The following is a 20,848-nucleotide window of genomic DNA, read 5'->3' as shown; positions in this document are numbered from 1 at the left end:
TATATCCCCCGCAAAAGTGGGTAGTAAAGAGTGCTGGTGGGGCAGGGAACTTTCCAAAAACTAAGTTCCAACTATGAAAAAGAGCATAAGCGAGTTAATCTAGCTTGGATTATATCGGTTCTGTAACGGCCCGGACGTCCTGCGCGATACTTAAGCAGGAATGAGACGGGGCGTTTGCGTGCACATAATAACTGCGACGCCGCATACTTAGTTCGAGGAGATTTATGACGATCGCGTCCCGATTGAAAAAGGTGGGCAAGAAAGCCACCGCCACACTTACGGCTGTGGCTACGGCAGCAGCCCTGACCGTTGTAGGCACAGGCGTTGCCTCTGCAGGCCCTCGCGACTGGCTGCGACCAGATGCGACCGGCCACTGTGAGTGGGATGCTGCAAACTACTGGGTACAGCGTTGCGACGTTGCCTCCCCGGCTATGGGGCATAACGTTACAGTGCAGATTCAGCCTGCAGGTCGTGGCGGCAACGCTGCGCTCTATCTGCTCGATGGTGCACGTGCTTCCGATGCGGCTAACGCTTGGACTTTTGATGCTTCCGCACAGACCATGTTCGTGGATAACAACATTACCTTGGCCATGCCTGTCGGTGGTGCCGGCAGCTTCTACACTGACTGGGCAGCGCCGTCCGGAATCGGTTCTGTTGGACAAGTCTTCAAATGGGAGACCTTCCTTACTCAAGAGCTTCCTGCGTACCTCGAAGCGCATTTTGGTGTTGCTCGCAATAACAACTCCATTGGTGGCCTCTCCATGGGTGCTACTGCCGCAATGAACCTTGCTGCTTTGCACCCAGAGCAGTTCCGTCAGGTGCTGAGCTATTCCGGTTACCTCGCGATGACCGCTCCTGGCATGTACAGCCTGCTGGGTCTGGCTCTCCTTGAGGTTGGCGGACTGAGCATTAACTCCATGTACGGCAGCTTCTTCAGCCCGCGTCGTGTTCAGCTCGATCCTCTGTTTAACATGCGTGGCCTTGATGGTAAGGACGTCTATGTTTCTGCTGCTAGCGGCGCATGGGGTGGCCCGGACATCGAAAATTATTCTTTCAAGGACCGTGTCAATGGCTCTATCCTTGAGGTCGCATCCCGCCTTTCCACCAAGATTTGGGAAGCTAAGGCAAAGGGCTTTGGCTTGAACTACACTGCGGACTACCCAGCTGTTGGTATCCACAACTGGTTGCAGTGGAACTACCAGTTGGCTATCACCAAGGAACGCATCCTGAACGTGATGAACGCCTGGTAAACTTCGCGCACTGTGTTGTGCATCCCCAGAGGGCTTTGTACCTCTGGGGATTTTTATGCTCTTGCTGCGCCTGGCCATTACATTGGTCTACGACTGTCCTCATTATTCATTACTGTTTTCTGCTTCCAAGGTGATCGCATGTGCCTATGTCTGAGAAGTCTCAGCCATTCTTGACTCCACTTGGGTGGTTGCTGGCGCTCTTTGCAGGGTGGGCTGCGTGGTGGCAAGGTTCGCGCAATTCTCAACCTGATGACTGGGGAAGCTTGTGGGTTGGTGGACAGATTGTTGCGGATGGGCATGTGGATAGCCTTTATTCCATTGATCCCACAGATTTTGGCAATCCTATAGGGCCGGTGTGGGCAGCGTATGCGGAGCAAGTGAGTGACCTTGCTCCTTTTGTGCATCCCTTTGTTCACAACCCGCTGGTAGCCTATGCGCTGGCGCCGGTGACCCGGCTAATGAGCTTTGCCGCGAGTGCTTCGGTGTTGTTGGTGCTTAGCGGCATATCGGTGGTCTTGTTTAGCGCTGCTTGCATTAATTTATGGACGCGGCGGACTCCTCAGATAATCCCTCTTGTAGTTCTGTCGGTGGCAGTGTGGGTGTCTGCGGCGACACAGCTCAGCTTTTGGATCGGGCAGACCACCCCAATCATTATGATGCTAATTGCTGTAGGCCTTTCTATGAGCGTGCGCCGACCGTGGTTATCGGGATTGCTTTTATCGATTGCCGTTCTGATTAAGCTCACGCCTGTGCTCATTGTGGTGATAATGCTGAGCTTTGCGGAGCGCAGGCGTGCCGGTGCGTGGGCTGCGGGTCTAAGCCTGCTCTGGGGCGCGCTTACCCTCGTGGTGGCGCCATGGTCTGTTATTAGTGCATGGTGGCAGGCTTTGGGATGGTTGGGGTCAAAGACGTTGGTTTCTGCGATCAATCAGTCGTTGGCATCGCTCTTGGCGCGGGGTCAACAGCCAGAGGGAAGCATTGTTGCCGTTATCGACGATGCTCCCGCAGCCGTGATGTGGTGGAGCATGGGGATAGTGCTGGTTACTGTTGCCTTGTTCCTGGTGAGCCTGATCAAACTGAAGGATTTTCGGTTTGAGATTTGTGCGGTTATCGCATTTATCGGCGTCACGGCATTATCGGGAATCGTATGGACTCACTACACGATGGTCGCATTTTTGGCCGTGGCAGGGTTAGTGGCGCTGTCTGATAGGTCCTCCTGGTGGCCAGTGCTGGGAGTTCTTCCTGCGGTATTACTATTCCCACCGTTCGGAGAAGCATTCGTTTCAGTGGAAAGAACACCTAATTCCCTCATGTGGGCGGGCTTTCTGTCGCTGATTCTCCCGATGATCGCGTTGGCTGGAATTGGGCTGGGGGCGCGTCCAGAAATTCGCGCTGACAGGAAAATTCGGTGGAGTTCTCTGGTGGAAGCGGTGGTGGAAACGACGGGTGGGCGCGGATAAGCAACGGCTTGGGTACCCTGATATTGGTGTGAAAATAGCGTATTAGAGCTAAAGAAGAGCAGAAAGTGCCGGTGTGTCACTGGCCAAAGTCTCAAGTTGAACTTAAACTTGAGAAACGACCTTGTGGCTCTATTGTCTTCGTGCCCACACACGATACGCGAGAGTCACTGCGGCGAGAACAAGTCAATAACTCGGTTGCATCGAGGCGTCTGTAACGGCGATCGGGGTAAGCGCAGATAGTATTAGGGAATTTCCGGAGGCGGGGAACCTCCGGAGATGCCCCGTCTGCATCATGCTTGCCTTTGGCATGTCGTGGTTGGCGCTGAAACACAATCAACCGTAACTACTAGAAGGACAAAGACTCTATGCGCGACACCGCATCCCGTCTCAGTAAACGTGGTTCCCTCTGGATCGCTGCGGCTGCTGTACCTGCTGCTTTGGCAGTAGGCGCTGCAGTTATCGTTCCAGCCACGACGACGGCTCAGAGCTCCCACATTGGTGGGCTTATCGACGACCAAACTGGCTATCTCAAAAACGAGGGAGTTCGCCGGACTCCGATTCGTACCGACCACCCGAAGATCGAAGGCCTGCCAGAGGGCGTGTCTATCGACCGTGTCGAGTGGATCACCAACCGCCGCATAGCGCTGTTTATCAAGTCGGCTGCGATGCCCGGCAACCCCATCCAGGTTCAGGTTCTTCTAGCCCGCGACTGGCATCAGGATCCCAACCGTACCTTCCCGTCTGTGTGGGCGCTTGACGGCCTGCGTGCTGTGGAAAACGAGAGCGGCTGGACTATCAACACCAATATCGAGCAGTTCTACGCAGACAAGAACGTCAACGTAGTCATGCCAGTTGGTGGCGAGTCCTCGTTCTACTCCGATTGGCAACGAGAGAACAACGGTAAGCACTACAAGTGGGAGACCTTCCTTACTCAGGAACTCGTGCCTGTGTTGTCTCACGGCTACCGTACTAACGACTCCCGCGCCGTTGTTGGCCTTTCCATGGGTGGAACCGCCGCAGTTAACTTGGCTGAGCGTCGTCCTGACCTGTTCAAGTTTGTTGGATCCTTCTCGGGTTACCTAGACACCACCTCTATCGGTATGCCTACGGCGATTCGCGCAGCACAGCAGGATGCTGGCGGATATGACACCACTGCGATGTGGGGACCGGACGGCTCTCAGGACTGGATTGACCACGATCCTAAGCTGGGTATCGAGGCCCTCAAAGGCATTAAGACCTATGTCTCTGCTGGCTCTGGACGTGACGACTACGGTCAGCCCGGTTCCGTTGCTAAGAACCAGGGAACCTATGCCGGCATTGGTCTTGAAGTTATTTCCCGTATGACCACCCAGACCTTCGTGGATTATGCCAAGCGTGCAGGCGTGGACGTAGTATCGCACTTCCGTCCTTCCGGCGTACACGATTGGCCTTACTGGCAGTTTGAAATGACCCAGGCATGGCCGTACATGGCTGATGCGCTTGGACTTTCTTCTGAAGACCGCGGCGCATCCTGCGCAGCCATCGGTGCCATTGCCGAGGCAACCAAGGGCGGACAGGTGGGAGCCTGCGTAAATAACGAGTACGACATCGCTGGTGGCAAGGCTGAAGACTTTGTTGATGGCCGCGCCTACTGGTCGCCAGCAACTGGGGCTCATGCACTCGGTGGTCGCGTCGGCGCTCGTTATTCTGAGATTGGTGGCCCTAACTCCTGGTTGGGCTTCCCAGTTTCCAGCGACTTTAAGATCAAGGACAACGTCGTAGTTGCACTGTTTGAGCGCGGAAACATCTATTGGTCTCCAGAGCGCGGCGCTTTTGAGGTTCCTAAGGACCTCGTGGATAAGTGGGGCGAGCTGAAATGGGAGAACGGATCTCTGGGATATCCGGTAGAGGATGCGAAGGAAATCAATGGTGGCCTGGTGCAGAAGTTCCAGGGCGGCTACGTTACCCGCGATAAGGACCATAAGAACCACTGGGTCCGTGGCGAGATCGCCAAGAAGTATGGCGAGATGGACACCGCGAAGTCCAAGCTGGGCTTCCCGACCTCCGACGAATACCTCATCCCAGGTGGTGCTTTCCAGCAGTTTGAGCACGGTAACATCTACTGGTCCGCAACAACTGGCGCGCACGTGATCTACAAGGGTGCGATCTTTGATGCTTGGGGTGCTAAGAAGTGGGAACAGGGAGAATATGGTTGGCCAACCTCTGACCAAACCTCGATCCCTGCTGGCGGTGAAGAAATCTCCTTCCAGCACGGCAAGATCAGTGAAATAAACGGACGCGTAGTGGAGGACCGTCGATAATGCATAGCAACCGCCTCCTTGTTGGAGCTCTTCTGGCTTCCGTCGGCGTAACTCTTTCCGCCTGTGGCGGGGGAGCTACCGTTGAGGATTCTGGCACGAACACGAGTATCGCCCCGCTGACGCGGGAGGCTAAATCCTCTGAGTCTACGTCGGCTAAGAGCTCGGCTTCTGAGACAACGTCTGCGCAAGATTCGGGCTCTGCCCCGAATGGCGGCGGGCGCGTCGACGAGCCATTCAAGGATGGCGCGGGCCAGGAGATCACAGCTAAACCGACTCCAGGAGAATCCTTCTCTGCAAAAGAAAAGGCATTTTTGGATTCCTTAACCAAGAGCGGCGTGAACATTGCTGGAGTGGAAAACCAGATGATCGGCGCTGCCGGAGTTGTATGCCAAGGAAATAGTCAATCGTTGAGTCCAGCCACTGTTCAGGCAGTTGCGGGGCAGCTCTTAGAGCAGCAACGATCAAAGCTTTCCTTTGATGAGCTGACCAAGCTCATTGATTCTTCGGCCCGATCCGCGTACTGCTAGAGCTTATGAAAAAACTGCTCACGGTCATAGCGACCATCGTGGTGTTGATGCTGATTCTTATGGGCATCGTTCGGTGGATGAACAATACGGATAACAACCCGCTCGATCCCGGTGATAAGGGTGCTGCACCCAAGCCGGGAGAGACATCCGAGCCTGTTCAACCCGATCATTGCCCGGCTGTGGAGTTTATTTCTGCACCAGGTACGTGGGAGTCGGCTAAGGATGATGATCCCATCAATCCAATGGCCAATCCTGCATCGTTTATGTTGTCGATTTCTCGACCGTTGCAAGAACAGTATTCTGCTGACCATGTAAAAGTCTGGACTCTGCCGTATACGGCGCAGTTTAGGAACATTAATGCTCAGCATGAGCTGAGCTATGACGCGTCAAGGCAAGAAGGAACGTCCACTCTTGAGGGCGAGCTGATTCGTACTCACCAGGAATGTCCGTTGACTGACTTTATCCTGGCTGGTTTCTCCCAGGGTGCAGTGATTGCTGGAGACATTGCTAACAAGATTGGTACCGGGCAGGGAGTCATTCCTGCCGAGCGCGTGAGGGGTGTCGCCCTCATCGCCGATGGCAGGAGACAGCCAGGTGTGGGCCAGGCTGTAGGAAATCCTGTAGGTGGAGTTGGTGCAGAAGTTGCTCTCCAACCACTCAATCTTGTTGTTCAGCCCATTGTGCCGGGAGCCACCATGCGCGGTCCCCGTGTGAATGGTTTTGGTGAGCTGGATGCAAAGACTTTTGAGATCTGTGCACCAGATGACACGATTTGTGATGCCCCAGCTGATGTTGGAAACGCGCTGGCTCGGGCTCAAGCGTTGGTGGAGGCGAACGGTGTTCATGCGCTCTATGCCACCAATCCACACGTGATCCCTGGAACTACTGCCAACCAATGGACAGTAGAATGGGCAAAAGGCCTGATCGGCTAAACGAGCATTATGAAAAAGCTGGAAACTTTACAGAAGTTTCCAGCTTTTGCCTTTGAAGGGGTAAAACACGATGAGCTTTGGCAGGTACTGAGTGCGTCGTCGTGCCGCATGGCACGGGGATTGGTAGCCTTATACCTGAAGATTTCCCCTAAATATCTACTTTTTTGATTATCGTGTAACACTTTCGCAATCAAAACTAATAGAGTAGATGGAACATGAAGCACTTTCGGTGCGGACGGACGGCTCTGCAATGGCCCCGCGCCAGGAACCCCTCAAGGAGACTTATGGATCTGAATCAGGCTATGCGCCAGTTCTTTGACGAGAAGGGCGAGATTAACCTTCGGCCCGAGCTGACCCTCGCTGGCCTTGGCGAGGTTCTCTTCCAAGCTGATGCTGCAATGGGTGGAGCTGACCGCCACTGCATCCGCTTCTGGGATTTCTCTTCCTCTCGGGAAGGCGAGGCCCGCGACTTTAACCGAACTGAGGTTAACACCCGAATTAAAGTTGTCGCAGCGCGGCTTCAGCAGGTAGGCAGCATCGGTGACCGTGTGGCGATTTTGGCTAACAACAGCCCAGAGTATCTCTTTGGCTTCCTTGGTTCGCTCTACGCCGGTATGGTTCCAGTTCCTCTGTATGACCCCACAGAGCCGGGGCACGCAGACCACCTCACTGCAGTCATGGGAGACGCCAAGCCGACCATCGTGTTGACTAACAGCACGTGCGCTACGGCTGTTCGTCGTTTCTTTGCGGAGATCCCAGGCGCAGAACGCCCACGCATCATTTCTATTGACTCCTTGCCTGATTCCGGCGCGCAGAGCTTTGTTAACCCGTTGCTCACCGAGGAGGGACAGGCTTTCGCTGCAGCATTGAAGACGGCGCCGGTCGATCTTCCTGCATTCTTGCAGTACACCTCGGGATCCACACGCACTCCTGCAGGCGTCGTGCTGACTAACCGTTCCATCTTGACCAACGTCTTGCAGATTTTTACGGCCATCCAGCTTAAGACACCACTGCGTCTTGTTTCCTGGCTTCCACTGCACCATGACATGGGCATCATCTTGGCCGCGTTTGTGACCTTGCTAGGCCTGGAGTTTGAGCTGATGGCTCCACGCGACTTCATCCAGCAGCCGTCACGTTGGGTAAACCAGCTTAAGCGCCGAGAAGGCGACAATGCGGTGTATACCGTCGTTCCTAACTTCGCACTGGAGTTGGCTGCTCGTTATGCTGCTCCTGAAGCCGGTTCGGATGCGGATTTCTCAAAGGTTGATGGTCTGATCGTAGGCTCCGAGCCTGTCACAGAAAAGGCAGTGAACGCCTTCGTGGAAGCATTTGGTCCCTTTGGCCTTAATCGTTCCGCAATCCGTCCTTCCTACGGTCTGGCAGAGGCTTCCCTCCTGGTGACCACGCCGCAGACTCCGGAGCGCCCGAGCATTGCGTACTTTGATCGTGATGAACTCGCTGCAAACAAGGCCGTACGCGTTGATTCCGATTCTCCTGCAGCAGTGTCCATGATGGGCTGTGGCCAGGCAGTTGCCCCGCAGAAGCTTGTGATCGTAGACCCCGAGACCAAGCAGGAGCTTGCCGACGGCTCCATCGGTGAGATCTGGGTTCATGGAGATAACGTGGCTGCTGGTTACCTAGACCGCGATGCGGACACGGCGGAAACCTTCCGTAACACATTGCAGGGCCGCTTGGCTGAGAACTCTCGTGCGGAGGGTGCTCCTGAGGATGACCGTTGGATGGCCACCGGCGATCTTGGCACAATGGTTGATGGAGATCTGTTTATTACGGGTCGTCTCAAGGATCTGGTCATTATCGCTGGGCGTAACCACTATCCGCAGGATATTGAGTACACCGTGGATCACGCTTCTGAGCATATTCGCCCAGCAGCCGTCGCTGCGTTTGCTATTGAAGGCGACGACGTAGAGAAGCTGATCATCCTGGCTGAACGTGACCTTGAGCGCGACGCTTCCGGTGACGCTGAAGCTATAGAGGCAATCCGTGCAGCAGTGACCGAGTCTCATGGCGTGGTGCCTACCGACATTCGTGTGCTTGCCCCTGGTGAGATTCTTCGTTCATCCTCTGGAAAGATCGCACGCCGCGTGAACAAGAAGGCATACCTAGAGCAGTAGTTGTTTACGGAAGGAGAGGGGCGTCGAAAAGCTTAGTGTTCGACGGCCCCTCTTGTGCTTTGTAGTGCGGCTTTGGTGAATTGCACCGGATGAAACACTTGGTGCCTCAGTGACGATATAGAATAGAACGACTGTCGTAGGTAAATCTTATCGGCACCCCTCCCTTAGAGGTGCCGATATTTCGCCGATCACTGAGAAGGTTTTATACGTATGGATTCTCGCCAGGGTGCCAAAAATGCGATGACCACCGAGCAACTGCGAGCGTGGTTGCGGGACTGGGTTATTGCTACCACTGGGCTACCGGCCGAAGAGATCACAGATGACAAGCCGATGCAGTCTTTCGGCCTGTCTTCTCGTGATGTTGTGCTGCTGTCCGGCGAGTTGGAGAACCTCCTTGGTGTTCAGCTTGATGCAACAATTGCCTATGAATATCCGACTATTACGGCGTTGTCTAAGCGCTTGGTAGAGGGCGCTCCTCGCGAGCAATCTGCACGTTTGCAGAAGCTCACTCGTACCTCGAACACCCCAGGTAACCACGACATTGCGATCGTTGGCATGGCGGCTCGTTACCCAGGCGCGCACAACATCGATGAGATGTGGTCCATGCTTGTGGAGGGGCGTGACGGCATCACCGATCTTCCCATCGGGCGTTGGTCGGAATACGCAGCCGATGAGGTTACGACCAAAAAGATGGCTGACATCGATTTCCGGGGTGGCTACCTGGACGATATTTCCAGCTTTGATGCCGAGTTTTTCGGGCTGTCGCCGTTAGAGACCGTGAACATCGACCCGCAGCAGCGCATCATGCTTGAGCTGACGTGGGAGGCATTGGAGCACGCGCACATTGCGCCCTCCAGCCTGCGCGGGGAGCCGGTAGGCGTGTTCGTTGGTTCTTCTAGCAACGACTACGGCATGCTGATCAGCGCGGACCCCTCCGAGTCTCATCCTTATGCGCTCACGGGAACTGCCAGCTCGATTATTCCTAACCGCATCTCTTATGCGTTTGACTTCCGTGGCCCATCGGTCAACGTGGACACTGCGTGTTCCTCCTCGTTGGTGTCTGTGCACCAAGCTGTTCGTGCGCTGCGTGAGGGAGAAGCCTCCGTCGCTGTGGCTGGTGGCGTGAACATCCTCGCTGCGCCTTTTGTGTCCACAGGCTTTGGCGAGTTGGGTGTTTTCAGCCCCACAGGAAAGATCCATGCTTTCTCCGATGACGCAGACGGCTTTGTGCGTTCCGACGGCGCCGGCGTACTCATTTTGAAGCGCGTCCAGGACGCCATTACGGACGGCGACACTATCCTCGCCGTGATCAAGGGTTCCGCAGTCAACTCGGACGGGCACTCCAATGGCCTAACTGCACCCAACCCTGACGCACAGGTAGATGTCCTCCATCGCGCATATAACGATGCCGGCGTGGACCCCGCGACTGTGGACTATGTAGAGGCACACGGCACCGGCACGATCCTCGGTGATCCCATTGAGGCCACCTCCCTGGGCAAGGTTTTGGGCCCCGGACGTGATTTTGCCACGCCCACGTTGCTCGGTTCAGCTAAGACAAACTTCGGGCACACCGAGTCCGCTGCGGGCGCTGCAGGCCTGATCAAGGTCGTGCTTTCTATGACTAACGACGTGCTGCCGCCGTCGCTTAACTACACGGCGCCGAACCGCTATGTTGACTTTGATGCGGAGCACCTTGAGGTCATCGAAGATCCTCGCGAATGGCCACAGTACTCAGGTCACAAGATCGCAGGCGTGTCCGGATTCGGCTTTGGCGGCACCAACGCTCACGTGGTTGTGTCCTCCTTCGAGCCTGAGGAATACACCACTCAGCACCAGCCCACCCCGCAGCTTATAGATCCTGAGAACCCGAATGCGGTCACCCTTGAGGTATCGGGGCTGTTGCCGTCGCGACGCAGGGAAGTCGCTGCACAGCTTGCAGACTTCTTGGAAGGCCGTGCAGATGAGGACCTGATTAAGGTTGCGCGTAGCGTGGCTAAGCGTAACCATGGGCGCTCTCGTGCCGTGGTCCACGCGGATACCACTGCTGATGCTGTGAAGCGTCTGCGCCAGGTCGCGGAAGGCAAGATTAGTGCAGGCATCGCCGCCGCAGATTCGCCGGCTACCGTCGGCCCCGTTTTTGTGTACTCCGGTTTTGGTTCCCAGCATCGCAAGATGGTGAAGAACCTGGTGGCTATGTCCTCCGAGTTCCGGGAGCGCCTGGAAGAGCTTGATCAACTGGTAGTTTTTGAATCGGGCTGGTCCATCCTGGACATCGTCGCTGACGACGAACAGACGTATGACACTGAAACCGCACAGGTGGCTATCACCGCAATTCAGATCGCGCTGACTGATCTTCTGGCTTCCTATGGGGCGCGCCCGGCTGCAGTGATGGGCATGTCCATGGGCGAGATCGCAGCGGCCTATGCAGCCGGCGGTCTTAGCGCTGAGGACGCTATGCGCATTGCTTGCCACCGCTCCAGGCTTATGGGTGAGGGCGAGAAGTCTCTTCCGGAGGATGAACTCGGCGCAATGGCCGTGGTGGAATTCTCTGTGGAGGCACTCGACGAATTTATTGCCACCCACCCAGACTTCGCAGGTATTGAGCCTGCAGTATATGCCGGACCGGGCATGACTACAGTGGGCGGCCCACGAGAGGCTGTGGTGCGCCTTGTGGAGAAGCTGGAGTCGGAGGAGAAATTCGCTCGACTTCTTAACGTTAAGGGCGCCGGGCATACGAGTGCCGTCGAACCGCTCCTTGGCGAACTTGCCGCGGAGACCTCAGACATCACTCCGTTGCCGATCACCATTCCGCTGTTTAGCTCTGTGGATCGGGGAGTCACATACCCTGTGGGATCTGTGGTGCACGGCTCGGACTATTGGCTGCGCTGTACCCGTCAGGCTGTATGGTTCCAGGATGCCACTGAGCAGGCATTTGCGGCAGGTCATACGATGTTGGTGGAAATTTCGCCGAACCCGGTTGCCTTGATGGGGATGATGAATACGGCGTTCAGCGTAGGCAGAGGCGACGCCCAACTCCTGTTCGCGCTCAAGCGCAAGGTGAGCGAGGCCGAGTCGATTCGGGACCTCTTGGGCAAGATGTATGTCCAGGGTGCCCCGATAGATTTCAGCCGTCTTTACGGGGAAGGCGAAACTATTCACGCTCCCCATATCCCTTGGAAGCGCCAACGGTATTGGACCGCTGCGCGTCCGTCATCGGGCAACCATGCAGCATTGCCTGGTACAAAGGTAACTCTGCCCAAGGGTGCGGTGGCTTTCTCCACCACGGCTGACCTCGTTCCTTCTGCAGCAGCGCTACTGGAAGCAGCCGTTGAGGCTGTTCTTCCAGGGGCCACGCTTATCGCAGTCGAGGAGACGGGCACGTTGCCGCCGTCGGGTGATCTGACCACTGTGGTCACCCGCAATATCGGTGGCGTAAGCGTAGAGATTCACCGCGTTATGGGTGACACCACCGTTGCCGTTGCTGAGGGCTTTGCCACCGCTGTGGCACTAGCAGCTGATTCTTTTGAGACTCCGGCGCCGCTGACTCAGGATCTCCCGGTAAACCAGCCGGAACAGCCTTCTGATTTTGTGGGCGAGTCCCTGCGCTGGGATCCCACGAGCGGGGAAACCGTGGAGCAGCGGATGCGCGCTATCGTTTCCGAGGCAATGGGTTATGACGTGGAAGATCTTCCGCTTGAACTTCCTCTTATTGACTTGGGCCTGGACTCCTTGATGGGTATGCGCATCAAGAACCGCATTGAGTATGACTTCCAGATTCCACCATTGCAGGTGCAGGCGCTTCGCGACGCCTCCGCAGCCGAGGTAGTCACCCTGGTAGAAGGGTTAGTTGCGGCCAAACCAGCTGGCGACGGTACTGCGTCCGCGGTCACCGCCGATGCAGAGAGCACCCCTTCACCGGTACCCGCTGTTGTAGAGAAGAGCGAAGCACCCCGTGACGGTGCTAAAGGCGTCGGAGTGGCTCCGCGTGACGCGTCGGAACGCCTCGTCTTTGCTACCTGGGCGGGAATCACTGGTGCTGCCGCAGCGGGAGTGACCAGCGAGCTTCCATCAATCACTGAGGAACAGGCCAAGGACATTGCTGAGCGCCTCACCGAGCGCGGCGGCATTGAAGTGACTACGGAGCAGGTTTTTACAGCTGAGACTCTAGAGCCGCTGGCCAACATTGTTCGCGAAGGCTTGGAAACCGACGTGGAAGGTAACATCCGCGTGCTGCGCGCGCGTCCGGAAGGCTCGACCGCCCCGGCCGTGTTCATGTTCCACCCGGCCGGCGGATCTTCGGTTGTATACCAACCGCTGATGCGACGACTTCCAGCAGAGGTTCCCGTTTATGGTGTGGAGCGCCTTGAGGGTGCTTTGGAGGAGCGTGCGGCTCAATACCTCGATGAGATTAAGCGCTACTCCGATGGGCTTCCTGTTATTTTGGGTGGCTGGAGCTTTGGTGGCGCGCTGGCCTATGAGGTTGCTCATCAGCTACAGGGCAGTGGCGTAGAGATTGCCACGATTGCTCTGCTGGATACGGTTCAGCCAAAGAATCCCGCGCCAGACACAATGGAAGAGACCAAGAAGCGGTGGGAACGGTACTCGGCGTTTGCCAAGAAGACCTACGGCCTTGACTTCCCGGTTCCCTATGAGCTCTTGGAAACCGCTGGTGAAGACGCTCTTCTGACCATGATGAGTGAGTTCTTGGCCAACACAGATGCCTCGGAGCACGGCCTTTCTGCTGGCGTGTTAGAGCACCAGCGCGCTTCCTTTGTGGATAACCGAATTCTGGACAAGATGGATATGCAGCGCTGGGCCGGTGTGAAGGCTCCTGTGATCCTGTTCCGTGCGGAACGTATGCATGATGGAGCGATTGAGCTTGAGCCGGCGTACGCTGAGATTAATCAGGATGGTGGTTGGTCGGCTATCGTGGAGCAGTTGGACATTGTGCAACTGCGCGGTGACCACCTTGCGGTGGTCGATGAGCCGGAAATCGCTACGGTGGGTCTTGAACTGACCAAGCGAATTGCAGAACTGCACAGTAAATAATCTCCCAAGCAGGTGACTGACTAAGTGAGCATGAAGACAACTGCGGAAAAGCTAGCTGACCTACGCGCGCGCCTTGAGAAGGCTCAAGACCCGGGCAGTGAGCGTGCCCGCGCGAAGCGCGACGAGGCAGGTTTTACGACCCCTCGTCAGCGTATTCAGCGACTCCTTGATGACGGCTCTTTCGTAGAAATCGGCGCACTTGGCCGTACTCCTGACGAAAAAGATGCCCCTTACGGTGACGGCGTTGTTACCGGATACGGGCGTATCGACGGCCGCCCCGTGGCCATTTACGCCCACGACAAGACGGTGTATGGCGGTTCCGTGGGTGTGACCTTTGGCCGTAAGGTCTGTGAGGTCATGGACATGGCCATCAAAATTGGTTGCCCGGTGATCGGTATTCAGGATTCTGGCGGCGCCCGCATCCAGGATGCTGTGACCTCGCTAGCCATGTATTCGGAGATCTCTCGCAGGCAACTTCCGCTGTCTGGCCGTAGCCCGCAGATCTCTATCATGATGGGCAAGTCTGCCGGCGGTGCCGTATATGCGCCGGTGACTACTGACTTTGTGGTGGCCGTCGATGGGCGTGCAGAGCTCTACGTTACTGGCCCTGCCGTGATCAAGGAGGTCACTGGCGAGGACATTAGCTCCCATGATCTGGGCTCGGCTCGTCAGCAGGAACTCAACGGCAACGTCTCCTATGTCGCTGCCGATGAGGAGGATGCATTCAATTATGTCCATGATCTTTTGCAGCACCTTCCGTTGACGTGTCAGGATCCCAACCCTGAGTATTGGGCCCCCGCGGACGAGGATCTCACCGGCGACGAAGCCTTGGATACCTTCATGCCGGATGACACCAACGCCGGCTATGACATGCACGATCTGCTCAAGCGTCTTTTTGACTCCGATGATTTCCTTGAGGTACAGCCGAACTTCGCGCCTAACCTGATTACAGGTTTTGCGCGTATCGACGGCAAATCTGTGGGCGTGGTGGCCAACCAACCACTGGAGTTTGCTGGTTGTATCGACGCTGACGCTGCGGACAAGGGCGCTCGTTTTATCCGCATTTGCGATGCCTACAACATCCCTGTTTTGTTCGTGGTAGATACTCCAGGCTACTTGCCAGGTGTGGATCAGGAGAAAGCTGGACTGATCCACCGCGGTGCCAAACTGGCCTTTGCGCTGGTGGAAGCTACGGTTCCTAAGATCTCGTTGATCGTGCGCAAGGCCTATGGCGGAGCGTATGCGGTGATGGGATCCAAGAACCTTACTGGTGACATCAACCTGGCATGGCCAACTGCTCAGATCGCCGTGATGGGCGCTGCGGCGGCGTCCGTGATGATCCAGGGCAAGCAGCTGGCCATGATCGAAGATGAGACGCAGCGGGCGTACATGAAGAAGGTCTTCATGGATTTCTACGACGAGAACATGACCAGCCCCTATGTCGCTGCCGAGCGTGGCTATATTGACGCGATGATCCAGCCTCATGAGACGCGTATTGCTTTGCGACGCGCACTGCGTCAGCTAGAAACTAAAGATCTGCACGATCTGCCTAAGAAGCACACTATTTCGCCCATGTAGTGCTCCTAAGTGCTCTATGGCACGTAAAAATCCCCTGGCTATAGAACCAGGGGATTTTTGCGTATTAGCTAGTGCGCTGCGCGTATTCTTCTGCCTTTTTATCCAACCAGCGTCCTGTTACCTTGCCAAAGAGAAGGGCAGCGAGCGCCATGGCCAGAACAGCTCCGCCGAGCACCCAGGAAATATCGTTGATCCAGGTATGCGCAGCTTTGCCCAAAAGACCAACCATGAGGGTGACAGTTCCCGCCCAGGCTATAGCTCCCGCAACGTTGGCAAAAAAGAAGTGACTATAGGGCATACGCGTTACGCCTGAGAGTGGTCCTGCGAGAATGCGAAGCAGCGCTATGAAACGGCCGCCGAGGACTACAGGAACTCCTTTAGTACGCATAAGGTGTTCCGCGTAACGCATTCTGTTGGGTGATAAATGGCGAGGGAAGCGCTTTTCTAACCAAGAGGTGAGGTGATGACCGTAGCGATGTCCTAGGGAATAACCTATGTTATCGCCGATAACTGCCCCGATGCATGCTGCGGCGAAGACCCATTGCAAATGAATATTCGCAGTGTGTGTGGTGGATAGGAGAGAGGCGGCAATTACTGCGGTTTCACCGGGGATAGGGATTCCGATGCTTTCAATCAACACTCCGAATCCTACGATTGCATACACAATTACTGGGCTAAGCCCCGTAAGAAAAGTCTCCACTGTCATTGTGTTTAGGTTAGTCGAAGATGCTGACAAGAGAGAGCTGTGTGAGCGATGAGTTCCCCCTTAAGCCCCTGGGGGTGGCATACGAATATCATGTGTGCCACCCCCAGGAGATATTAAAGGCCTACGCGTTTGGGGTGAAAGCGTCTTTAACGCCGTCTGTTGGCACGTTGAAGTGTGTTGCGACCTTCTGCATGATGGCTAGCCATTCCGCGGAGAGCTTGAGATCGCTTACGGCGCTTTGTACCTTCTGGGCAGCCTGGATAAAGGCTTCTTCTTTGGAGGTTTGAGCGTCAGAATACTGCTCAGTCAGTGTGCTCAGCATATCCGTGATGCGTTCTTTGACTGTGGTGGCGTCTTCGCGAGTGGCGTCGATCGCTTCCTGGAGTTGCTCTTCGGAGTGCTTTCTATCGGCGCTTTGGATGAAAGACTCAATCTCACCCTCCCCTGGGGTGTAGTTGTTGAGTACTTCCTTCCCCTCATGCTGGATATAAGCAACGGCTCCGCCCTGGGAAGTGATCTTGGTGAGCAGCTCTGTTGCCTCTTGGAGCTTTTCCTCGTGGGTCTTGGGGGCTTCTTCGGTGCCCTGTGCTTCGGCCACTGCTCCCGCAAGGCCAGCATCTGCTGCTAGTGCAGGGGCGGCGGGGGCGATAACGGCTGTGGCGAGGATGCCGCTGACGATAAGGGAAATCCGGCGTGAAGACGTGGACATAAAAGACCTCTTTGCTGTGTTGTTCTGGATGTTGTGTTGAATCAAGATCCATTTCCAAAGCCGCAAAGGGCCCTGGTAAAGGAACCTAAAGTATGCGATTACTTTCAGAAATTAACATAACAAAAAGTATACGTTAAGGGAATGCTTATTTTCCTGGGAGTTTGGTTAACTAACTGAGCTTTGTGCCATTCAGCTTGCCTACCACAACACGCCAGCCTAAGAGCAAGATTCCGCTCATCACTGTAGCGACGATCATGAAGGACCAATGGGGAACCTGGCCGTGACGGATACCCCATACGGTGAGGCCGGCTGCTGCCGTAGCGACCCAAACGATAGCGCCATTACCCAAGGCCAGCGGGTTGCGGGCGCGTATGAGAAGCCAGCCCAAGGCTGTGCCGATGAGGAATGGCCACCAGGTATCGAGGATTTGGAGTATACCCAGGCCGCCATGCGCAGCGCGGGCGAAGATGGCGAATGCGAGGACGGCGATAACGTCGTACCAGAAGTACTTCATGAGGTTGCGGTCTCCTTATAAGGTTCGTTGTCCTGATCACCATAGCTTGCGCGTATCCCGCCACGGGCGACGGTGATGAAGTAGATGATCCAGCCGATGGCTGTGATGAGCGCAAAGGACACAATGCGGTAGACAAAGACTGCGCCAAAGGCTGTGGACACGGTCATACCCACTGCCACGAGGCTCGCTGTCATGGCGGCCTCGACGGGCCCCACACCGGCCGGGGTGATCTGCGCAGTGCCCACGATTTTTGCGGTGACAAAGGCGAGAGTCACACCCAAGAATGAGGGGATCTCGCCGACGCGTTCCAACCCGGGGAGATTGCCCGTAACAGCCCAGATGCACAGCCAGAGGCTGGCGACGTCGAAAAGCCAGTTGGAGAGCGAGAGTAATGAAACCACGCGAAAACGGCTGGGGGTGAGGCGTACGGCGTCGAGCTGAGAGATCTGCCCTTTGATGGTGGGGATCCAGCGTTCGGGGTCCTTGCGCATGAGGCGGTTAAAGGCGCGGACGATGCCGGTGGCGTATCGACTGGTCGTGCGTGGATTATTGGTTGCTGCGTAGAGCAAGACGGAGACGCCGATCATAACGCCAGCGGTGCCTAGCAGTGGCCATATGCTGAACTGGGCCCCCATGAATAAGACGCCGACAATTCCCAAGGCCACCAGCCAGAGCGTGGACAGGGCGCCGGAGACTACGATAAACCACGAGCTCACGAGGATACTCACGCCCCAGGTGCGCATGGTTTTGAATTGATACACCGTGGAAATTGCTGCGCCCCCGGGGAACGTGCCCGACCAGGAGTTGGCGATGAACACCAGCTGAGTGGTGTGCAGCAGGCTAACCTTGGAGCCGCCGGCCCGGAGGAGCTGGCGCATGACTTCGGCCATCGCGATCAAAGAGATAAGAACCGCGACAACGGACAGAACGAGCCCAGTGTTGTTTGCCTCTAACACCTCGCGGTAACCCTCGGCGAGGAACGGCATTTTATCGCGTAGCAAGAAGGCGGCGATCACAAGGATCACCAGCGGCCCTAAAAACCGCACCCACTTGTTATGCCACCATCGGGCTCTAATGTTCTTCACGCAGACGCTTCACCAGCTCAGAGAAGGGGACGAGCTCGTTATCCTCGGAGGCGATACGTCCGGATCGACCTGCGGTCCGGGGATCCACCACTGTTGTATCGGACACGAGGGTTTCGCGTCGCGAGTGATGGAGTTTACGCTTCGAGGTATGTGAGCCTTGCTCCTCCACTGTATCGGCGGCTCCTGAATCGTGCGATGTAGCAGCAGTGCTGCCCCATGTGCGCTTTGGGTTAAAAGCAGGTGCAGCAGCGTGCGGAGGTGTGCGCGGAGGCGCAGGTCGCGGAGGTGCGGGCCGTGGGGGAGTGGGCTGCTGGGGAGCAGGCTGCTGCTGAGCGGGGCGAGGTGGGTAAAGACGTTCCTTCACTGGGGCCATGGTGCTCGTGTCGTCCATATAGGCGGATACTGGGACGCGAGGTTGCACGGGTTCGACGCGCCTCACAGGCGTATCGACGCTCTCCGCCGGTGGAGAAGCAACAGGCAGTGGTTCAGGGGCAGAGTTATGGCCCATGGCTTCGGAGGCTCGCTTGACCCATCGGGGAGCCCACCAGTTGTCTTCACGCAGCAGGTGCATGACCGCGGGGACTAGAAGCATGCGGATGATGGTGGCGTCGAAAAGCAATGCTACGACCATGCCAAACGCGATGTACTTCATCATCACGATCTCGGAGAATCCAAACGCGCCACAGACCACGATCATGATCAGCGCGGCAGCCGTAATAATGCCGCCGGTGTGGGCGGTGCCGTACTTGATGGCTTCGTCGGTGGACTCGCCGTTGTCGCGTGCCTCCACCATGCGGGAGACCAAGAACACCTCGTAGTCCGTGGATAGGCCGTAGACAATCGCCATGATGAGAACCAAGACGGGGCTCATCAATGGGCCGGCGGAGAAATTAAAGAGGCTGGAGCCGATGCCGTCAACGAACATTGCGGTGAGGATGCCCAGGGTGGCTCCCATGCCCAAGATAGTCATGATGATGGCTTTTGCCGGCAGGATCATCGAGCCGAACACCAGAGACATCAAAATGAATGTGGCTAGCACGATGTAGATTGCCATCCACGGCAGCTTGTCAAAGAGCGCCTCAATGGATTCAACCTCCATTGCCGGGGTGCCGCCGATGTGCACGCTGACGCCTTCAGGAACCTCGATTGCTCGGAGCTGTTTTACCACTGACTCGTTGTCTTTGCGCTCGGCGATGCCAGCAGAAAGAACGGTGGTGCCGTCTTTAGTGGCAGTCGACGGCTTAAACCTATCGGTGAGGCCCGTGATCGCGTTTGCCTGCTGGTATACCTTGATCAGCTGATCGTTAGTAGCGTTGGAGACCACCAGTTTGATGGGTTCTGTGCGGAACGCAGGGAACTCCTGATCAAAAGTGGACTGAGCCTTACGGACATCGCTGTTAGGCGGCAGGTATGTCTCATTGATTCCGCCGAACGTGATTCCCGCGAGCGGAACCGTCAACGCGATCAAAAGGAAGACGAGAGAGACAACGACGGTTTTGGAACGCTTCATGGCCCAGGCGGGTAGCTTGTACCACCAGGTATCGGCGAGTGTGCGAGCGCTGCGCTTAGTGCGGCGCAGTGTCCACTTGTCGATCTTTGTCCCTAGCATCGCAAAGATCGAGGGCAGCACCGTGATGGACAGCAAAGCGGCGAGACCGACGGCGCTGATGGCGCCGTAGGCCACCGACTTGAGGAATGCTTGCGGGAAGACCAGTAGCCCGGAAAGGGCCACGGCCACCATGGCTGCAGAGAAGACCACGGTCTTTCCAGCGGTAGACGTAGTGATGCGCACTGCGTCGCGGATATCTCGGCCCTGGTCCATCTCCTCGCGGAAGCGGGACACCATGAAAAGTCCGTAGTCAATGGCTAGGCCCAAACCAAGCAGCGTGACCACAGATTGTGCGAACACATTTACTTGAGCGAAACCGGCGAGAATGGACAGCACGCCGAGGGAACCCAGAATGGAGAGAATGCCCACGATAAGCGGCATAAAAGCGGCTACCACTGAGCCGAAAACAAACAACAGCAAAATAGCCACGAGCGGAAGTGCTACCACTTCCGCACGTTTGATATCGCCCGCCATACCGGAATCCAGGGCGTCGGCGACTGCAGTAGCTCCGGCTACTTGGACAGTCACACCGTCAAATTTCGGCTTCAGATTTCCTTTGATCGCTCGGAAATCTTTCAAGGTCTGCTCGTGGTCACCTTTGAGGGAGACCGCGGCAAAGGCCGTTTTTCCGTCCTTGGATAGCAACTGAGCATTGCGATTATCAAAGTACGATGTGACGTCCGCGATCTGGTCGGGATGTAAAGCTTTGAGGTCGCCCAGATACTGCTTGATCTCATCGAAGTTCTTGTTCTTAGCTATTCCATCTTCGGAAGAGAAGAGGAGAACAACGTCGCCGGAGTTGTCGCGACCAAAGACTTCTTGCTCAATATTGGCAGCCTGAGTCGAGGAAGAACCGGGATCGTCCCAGCCTTCTTGGCTCATGCGTTCGGCAAGGCGGATGCCAAAGATACCGTAGATCGCCACGATAAACACGACGATTGCTACGGGCACCACGCGACGGTGGCGGTAAGCGAAGTCTCCCCAGCGTGAGAACATG

Annotated in this window: 12 protein-coding genes and 2 pseudogenes; 9 read left to right on the top strand and 5 right to left on the bottom strand. The window is 56.2% G+C overall.

Annotated elements, in window-relative coordinates; translation table 11 throughout:
* Positions 1–224: 224 nt before the first annotated feature.
* The 9 genes and pseudogenes from CULFRC11_RS10165 to CULFRC11_RS10130 all read left to right on the top strand — a co-directional run bounded on the left by CULFRC11_RS10165 (position 225) and on the right by CULFRC11_RS10130 (position 15,228).
* Positions 225–1,250 (top strand): alpha/beta hydrolase, encoded by a 1,026-nt coding sequence (locus CULFRC11_RS10165; protein WP_023636465.1) that lies wholly within the window; start codon positions 225–227, stop codon positions 1,248–1,250.
* A gap of 146 nt (positions 1,251–1,396) precedes the next feature.
* On the top strand, positions 1,397–2,710 hold the full coding sequence (locus CULFRC11_RS10160; protein WP_031270686.1) for a glycosyltransferase family 87 protein: 1,314 nt from the start codon (positions 1,397–1,399) through the stop codon (positions 2,708–2,710).
* A 365-nt stretch (positions 2,711–3,075) separates the two neighbouring features.
* Entirely contained in the window at positions 3,076–5,010 is a 1,935-nt protein-coding gene (locus CULFRC11_RS10155; RefSeq protein WP_023636463.1) for an alpha/beta hydrolase-fold protein, read from the top strand.
* Complete coding sequence (locus CULFRC11_RS10150) at positions 5,010–5,537, top strand: DUF732 domain-containing protein (RefSeq protein WP_023636462.1); 528 nt, start codon at positions 5,010–5,012, stop codon at positions 5,535–5,537. The genes CULFRC11_RS10155 and CULFRC11_RS10150 overlap by 1 nt, the downstream gene beginning before the upstream one ends.
* A gap of 5 nt (positions 5,538–5,542) precedes the next feature.
* Positions 5,543–6,469 carry a cutinase family protein gene (locus tag CULFRC11_RS10145; RefSeq protein WP_023636461.1) on the top strand — a complete coding sequence of 309 codons (927 nt, stop codon included), beginning with the start codon at positions 5,543–5,545 and terminating at the stop codon, positions 6,467–6,469.
* Positions 6,470–6,753: 284 nt separating this feature from the next.
* Positions 6,754–8,601, top strand: coding sequence for a FadD32-like long-chain-fatty-acid--AMP ligase (locus CULFRC11_RS10140; RefSeq protein WP_023636460.1), 1,848 nt, complete (start codon positions 6,754–6,756; stop codon positions 8,599–8,601).
* A 210-nt stretch (positions 8,602–8,811) separates the two neighbouring features.
* Positions 8,812–12,460, top strand: a pseudogene (locus tag CULFRC11_RS10135) (beta-ketoacyl synthase N-terminal-like domain-containing protein); the annotation flags it as partial.
* 110 nt (positions 12,461–12,570) lie between these two features.
* Positions 12,571–13,650 (top strand): annotated as a pseudogene (locus CULFRC11_RS11485) (alpha/beta fold hydrolase); the annotation flags it as partial.
* 30 nt (positions 13,651–13,680) lie between these two features.
* Positions 13,681–15,228 (top strand): acyl-CoA carboxylase subunit beta, encoded by a 1,548-nt coding sequence (locus CULFRC11_RS10130; RefSeq protein WP_014836895.1) that lies wholly within the window; start codon positions 13,681–13,683, stop codon positions 15,226–15,228.
* A 64-nt stretch (positions 15,229–15,292) separates the two neighbouring features.
* Here the strand turns inward: CULFRC11_RS10130 and CULFRC11_RS10125 are convergent, their stop codons facing one another.
* From CULFRC11_RS10125 to CULFRC11_RS10105, 5 genes are all read right to left on the bottom strand, one after another.
* Positions 15,293–15,934, bottom strand: a complete 642-nt coding sequence (locus CULFRC11_RS10125; protein WP_031270684.1) for a DedA family protein — start codon at positions 15,932–15,934, stop codon at positions 15,293–15,295.
* Positions 15,935–16,055: 121 nt separating this feature from the next.
* Positions 16,056–16,643 carry a hypothetical protein gene (locus CULFRC11_RS10120; RefSeq protein WP_023636458.1) on the bottom strand — a complete coding sequence of 196 codons (588 nt, stop codon included), beginning with the start codon at positions 16,641–16,643 and terminating at the stop codon, positions 16,056–16,058.
* A gap of 169 nt (positions 16,644–16,812) precedes the next feature.
* Positions 16,813–17,157 carry a DUF3054 domain-containing protein gene (locus CULFRC11_RS10115; RefSeq protein WP_023636457.1) on the bottom strand — a complete coding sequence of 115 codons (345 nt, stop codon included), beginning with the start codon at positions 17,155–17,157 and terminating at the stop codon, positions 16,813–16,815.
* Entirely contained in the window at positions 17,154–18,203 is a 1,050-nt protein-coding gene (locus CULFRC11_RS10110) for a lysylphosphatidylglycerol synthase transmembrane domain-containing protein (protein WP_031270682.1), read from the bottom strand. The genes CULFRC11_RS10115 and CULFRC11_RS10110 overlap by 4 nt, the downstream gene beginning before the upstream one ends.
* 25 nt (positions 18,204–18,228) lie before the next feature.
* On the bottom strand, positions 18,229–20,847 hold the full coding sequence (locus CULFRC11_RS10105; RefSeq protein ID WP_023636455.1) for an MMPL family transporter: 2,619 nt from the start codon (positions 20,845–20,847) through the stop codon (positions 18,229–18,231).
* Position 20,848 lies beyond the last annotated feature (1 nt).

The organism is Corynebacterium ulcerans (assembly GCF_000767685.1).
Classification (GTDB): domain Bacteria; phylum Actinomycetota; class Actinomycetes; order Mycobacteriales; family Mycobacteriaceae; genus Corynebacterium; species Corynebacterium ulcerans.
The sequence above is the reverse complement of the archived record's forward strand: the minus strand, read 5'-3'. Positions and strand labels throughout refer to the sequence as shown.

Bases quoted from the DNA above. Each gene is read 5' to 3' on its own strand.
- CULFRC11_RS10125 (WP_031270684.1), bottom strand. From the start codon at position 15,934: ATGACAGTGGAGACTTTTCTTACGGGGCTTAGCCCAGTAATTGTGTAT.
- CULFRC11_RS10105 (WP_023636455.1), bottom strand. From the start codon at position 20,847: ATGTTCTCACGCTGGGGAGACTTCGCTTACCGCCACCGTCGCGTGGTG.
- CULFRC11_RS10145 (WP_023636461.1), top strand. From the start codon at position 5,543: ATGAAAAAACTGCTCACGGTCATAGCGACCATCGTGGTGTTGATGCTG.
- CULFRC11_RS10155 (WP_023636463.1), top strand. From the start codon at position 3,076: ATGCGCGACACCGCATCCCGTCTCAGTAAACGTGGTTCCCTCTGGATC.
- CULFRC11_RS10130 (WP_014836895.1), top strand. From the start codon at position 13,681: ATGAAGACAACTGCGGAAAAGCTAGCTGACCTACGCGCGCGCCTTGAG.
- CULFRC11_RS10120 (WP_023636458.1), bottom strand. From the start codon at position 16,643: ATGTCCACGTCTTCACGCCGGATTTCCCTTATCGTCAGCGGCATCCTC.
- CULFRC11_RS10140 (WP_023636460.1), top strand. From the start codon at position 6,754: ATGGATCTGAATCAGGCTATGCGCCAGTTCTTTGACGAGAAGGGCGAG.
- CULFRC11_RS10115 (WP_023636457.1), bottom strand. From the start codon at position 17,157: ATGAAGTACTTCTGGTACGACGTTATCGCCGTCCTCGCATTCGCCATC.
- CULFRC11_RS10165 (WP_023636465.1), top strand. From the start codon at position 225: ATGACGATCGCGTCCCGATTGAAAAAGGTGGGCAAGAAAGCCACCGCC.
- CULFRC11_RS10150 (WP_023636462.1), top strand. From the start codon at position 5,010: ATGCATAGCAACCGCCTCCTTGTTGGAGCTCTTCTGGCTTCCGTCGGC.
- CULFRC11_RS10160 (WP_031270686.1), top strand. From the start codon at position 1,397: ATGTCTGAGAAGTCTCAGCCATTCTTGACTCCACTTGGGTGGTTGCTG.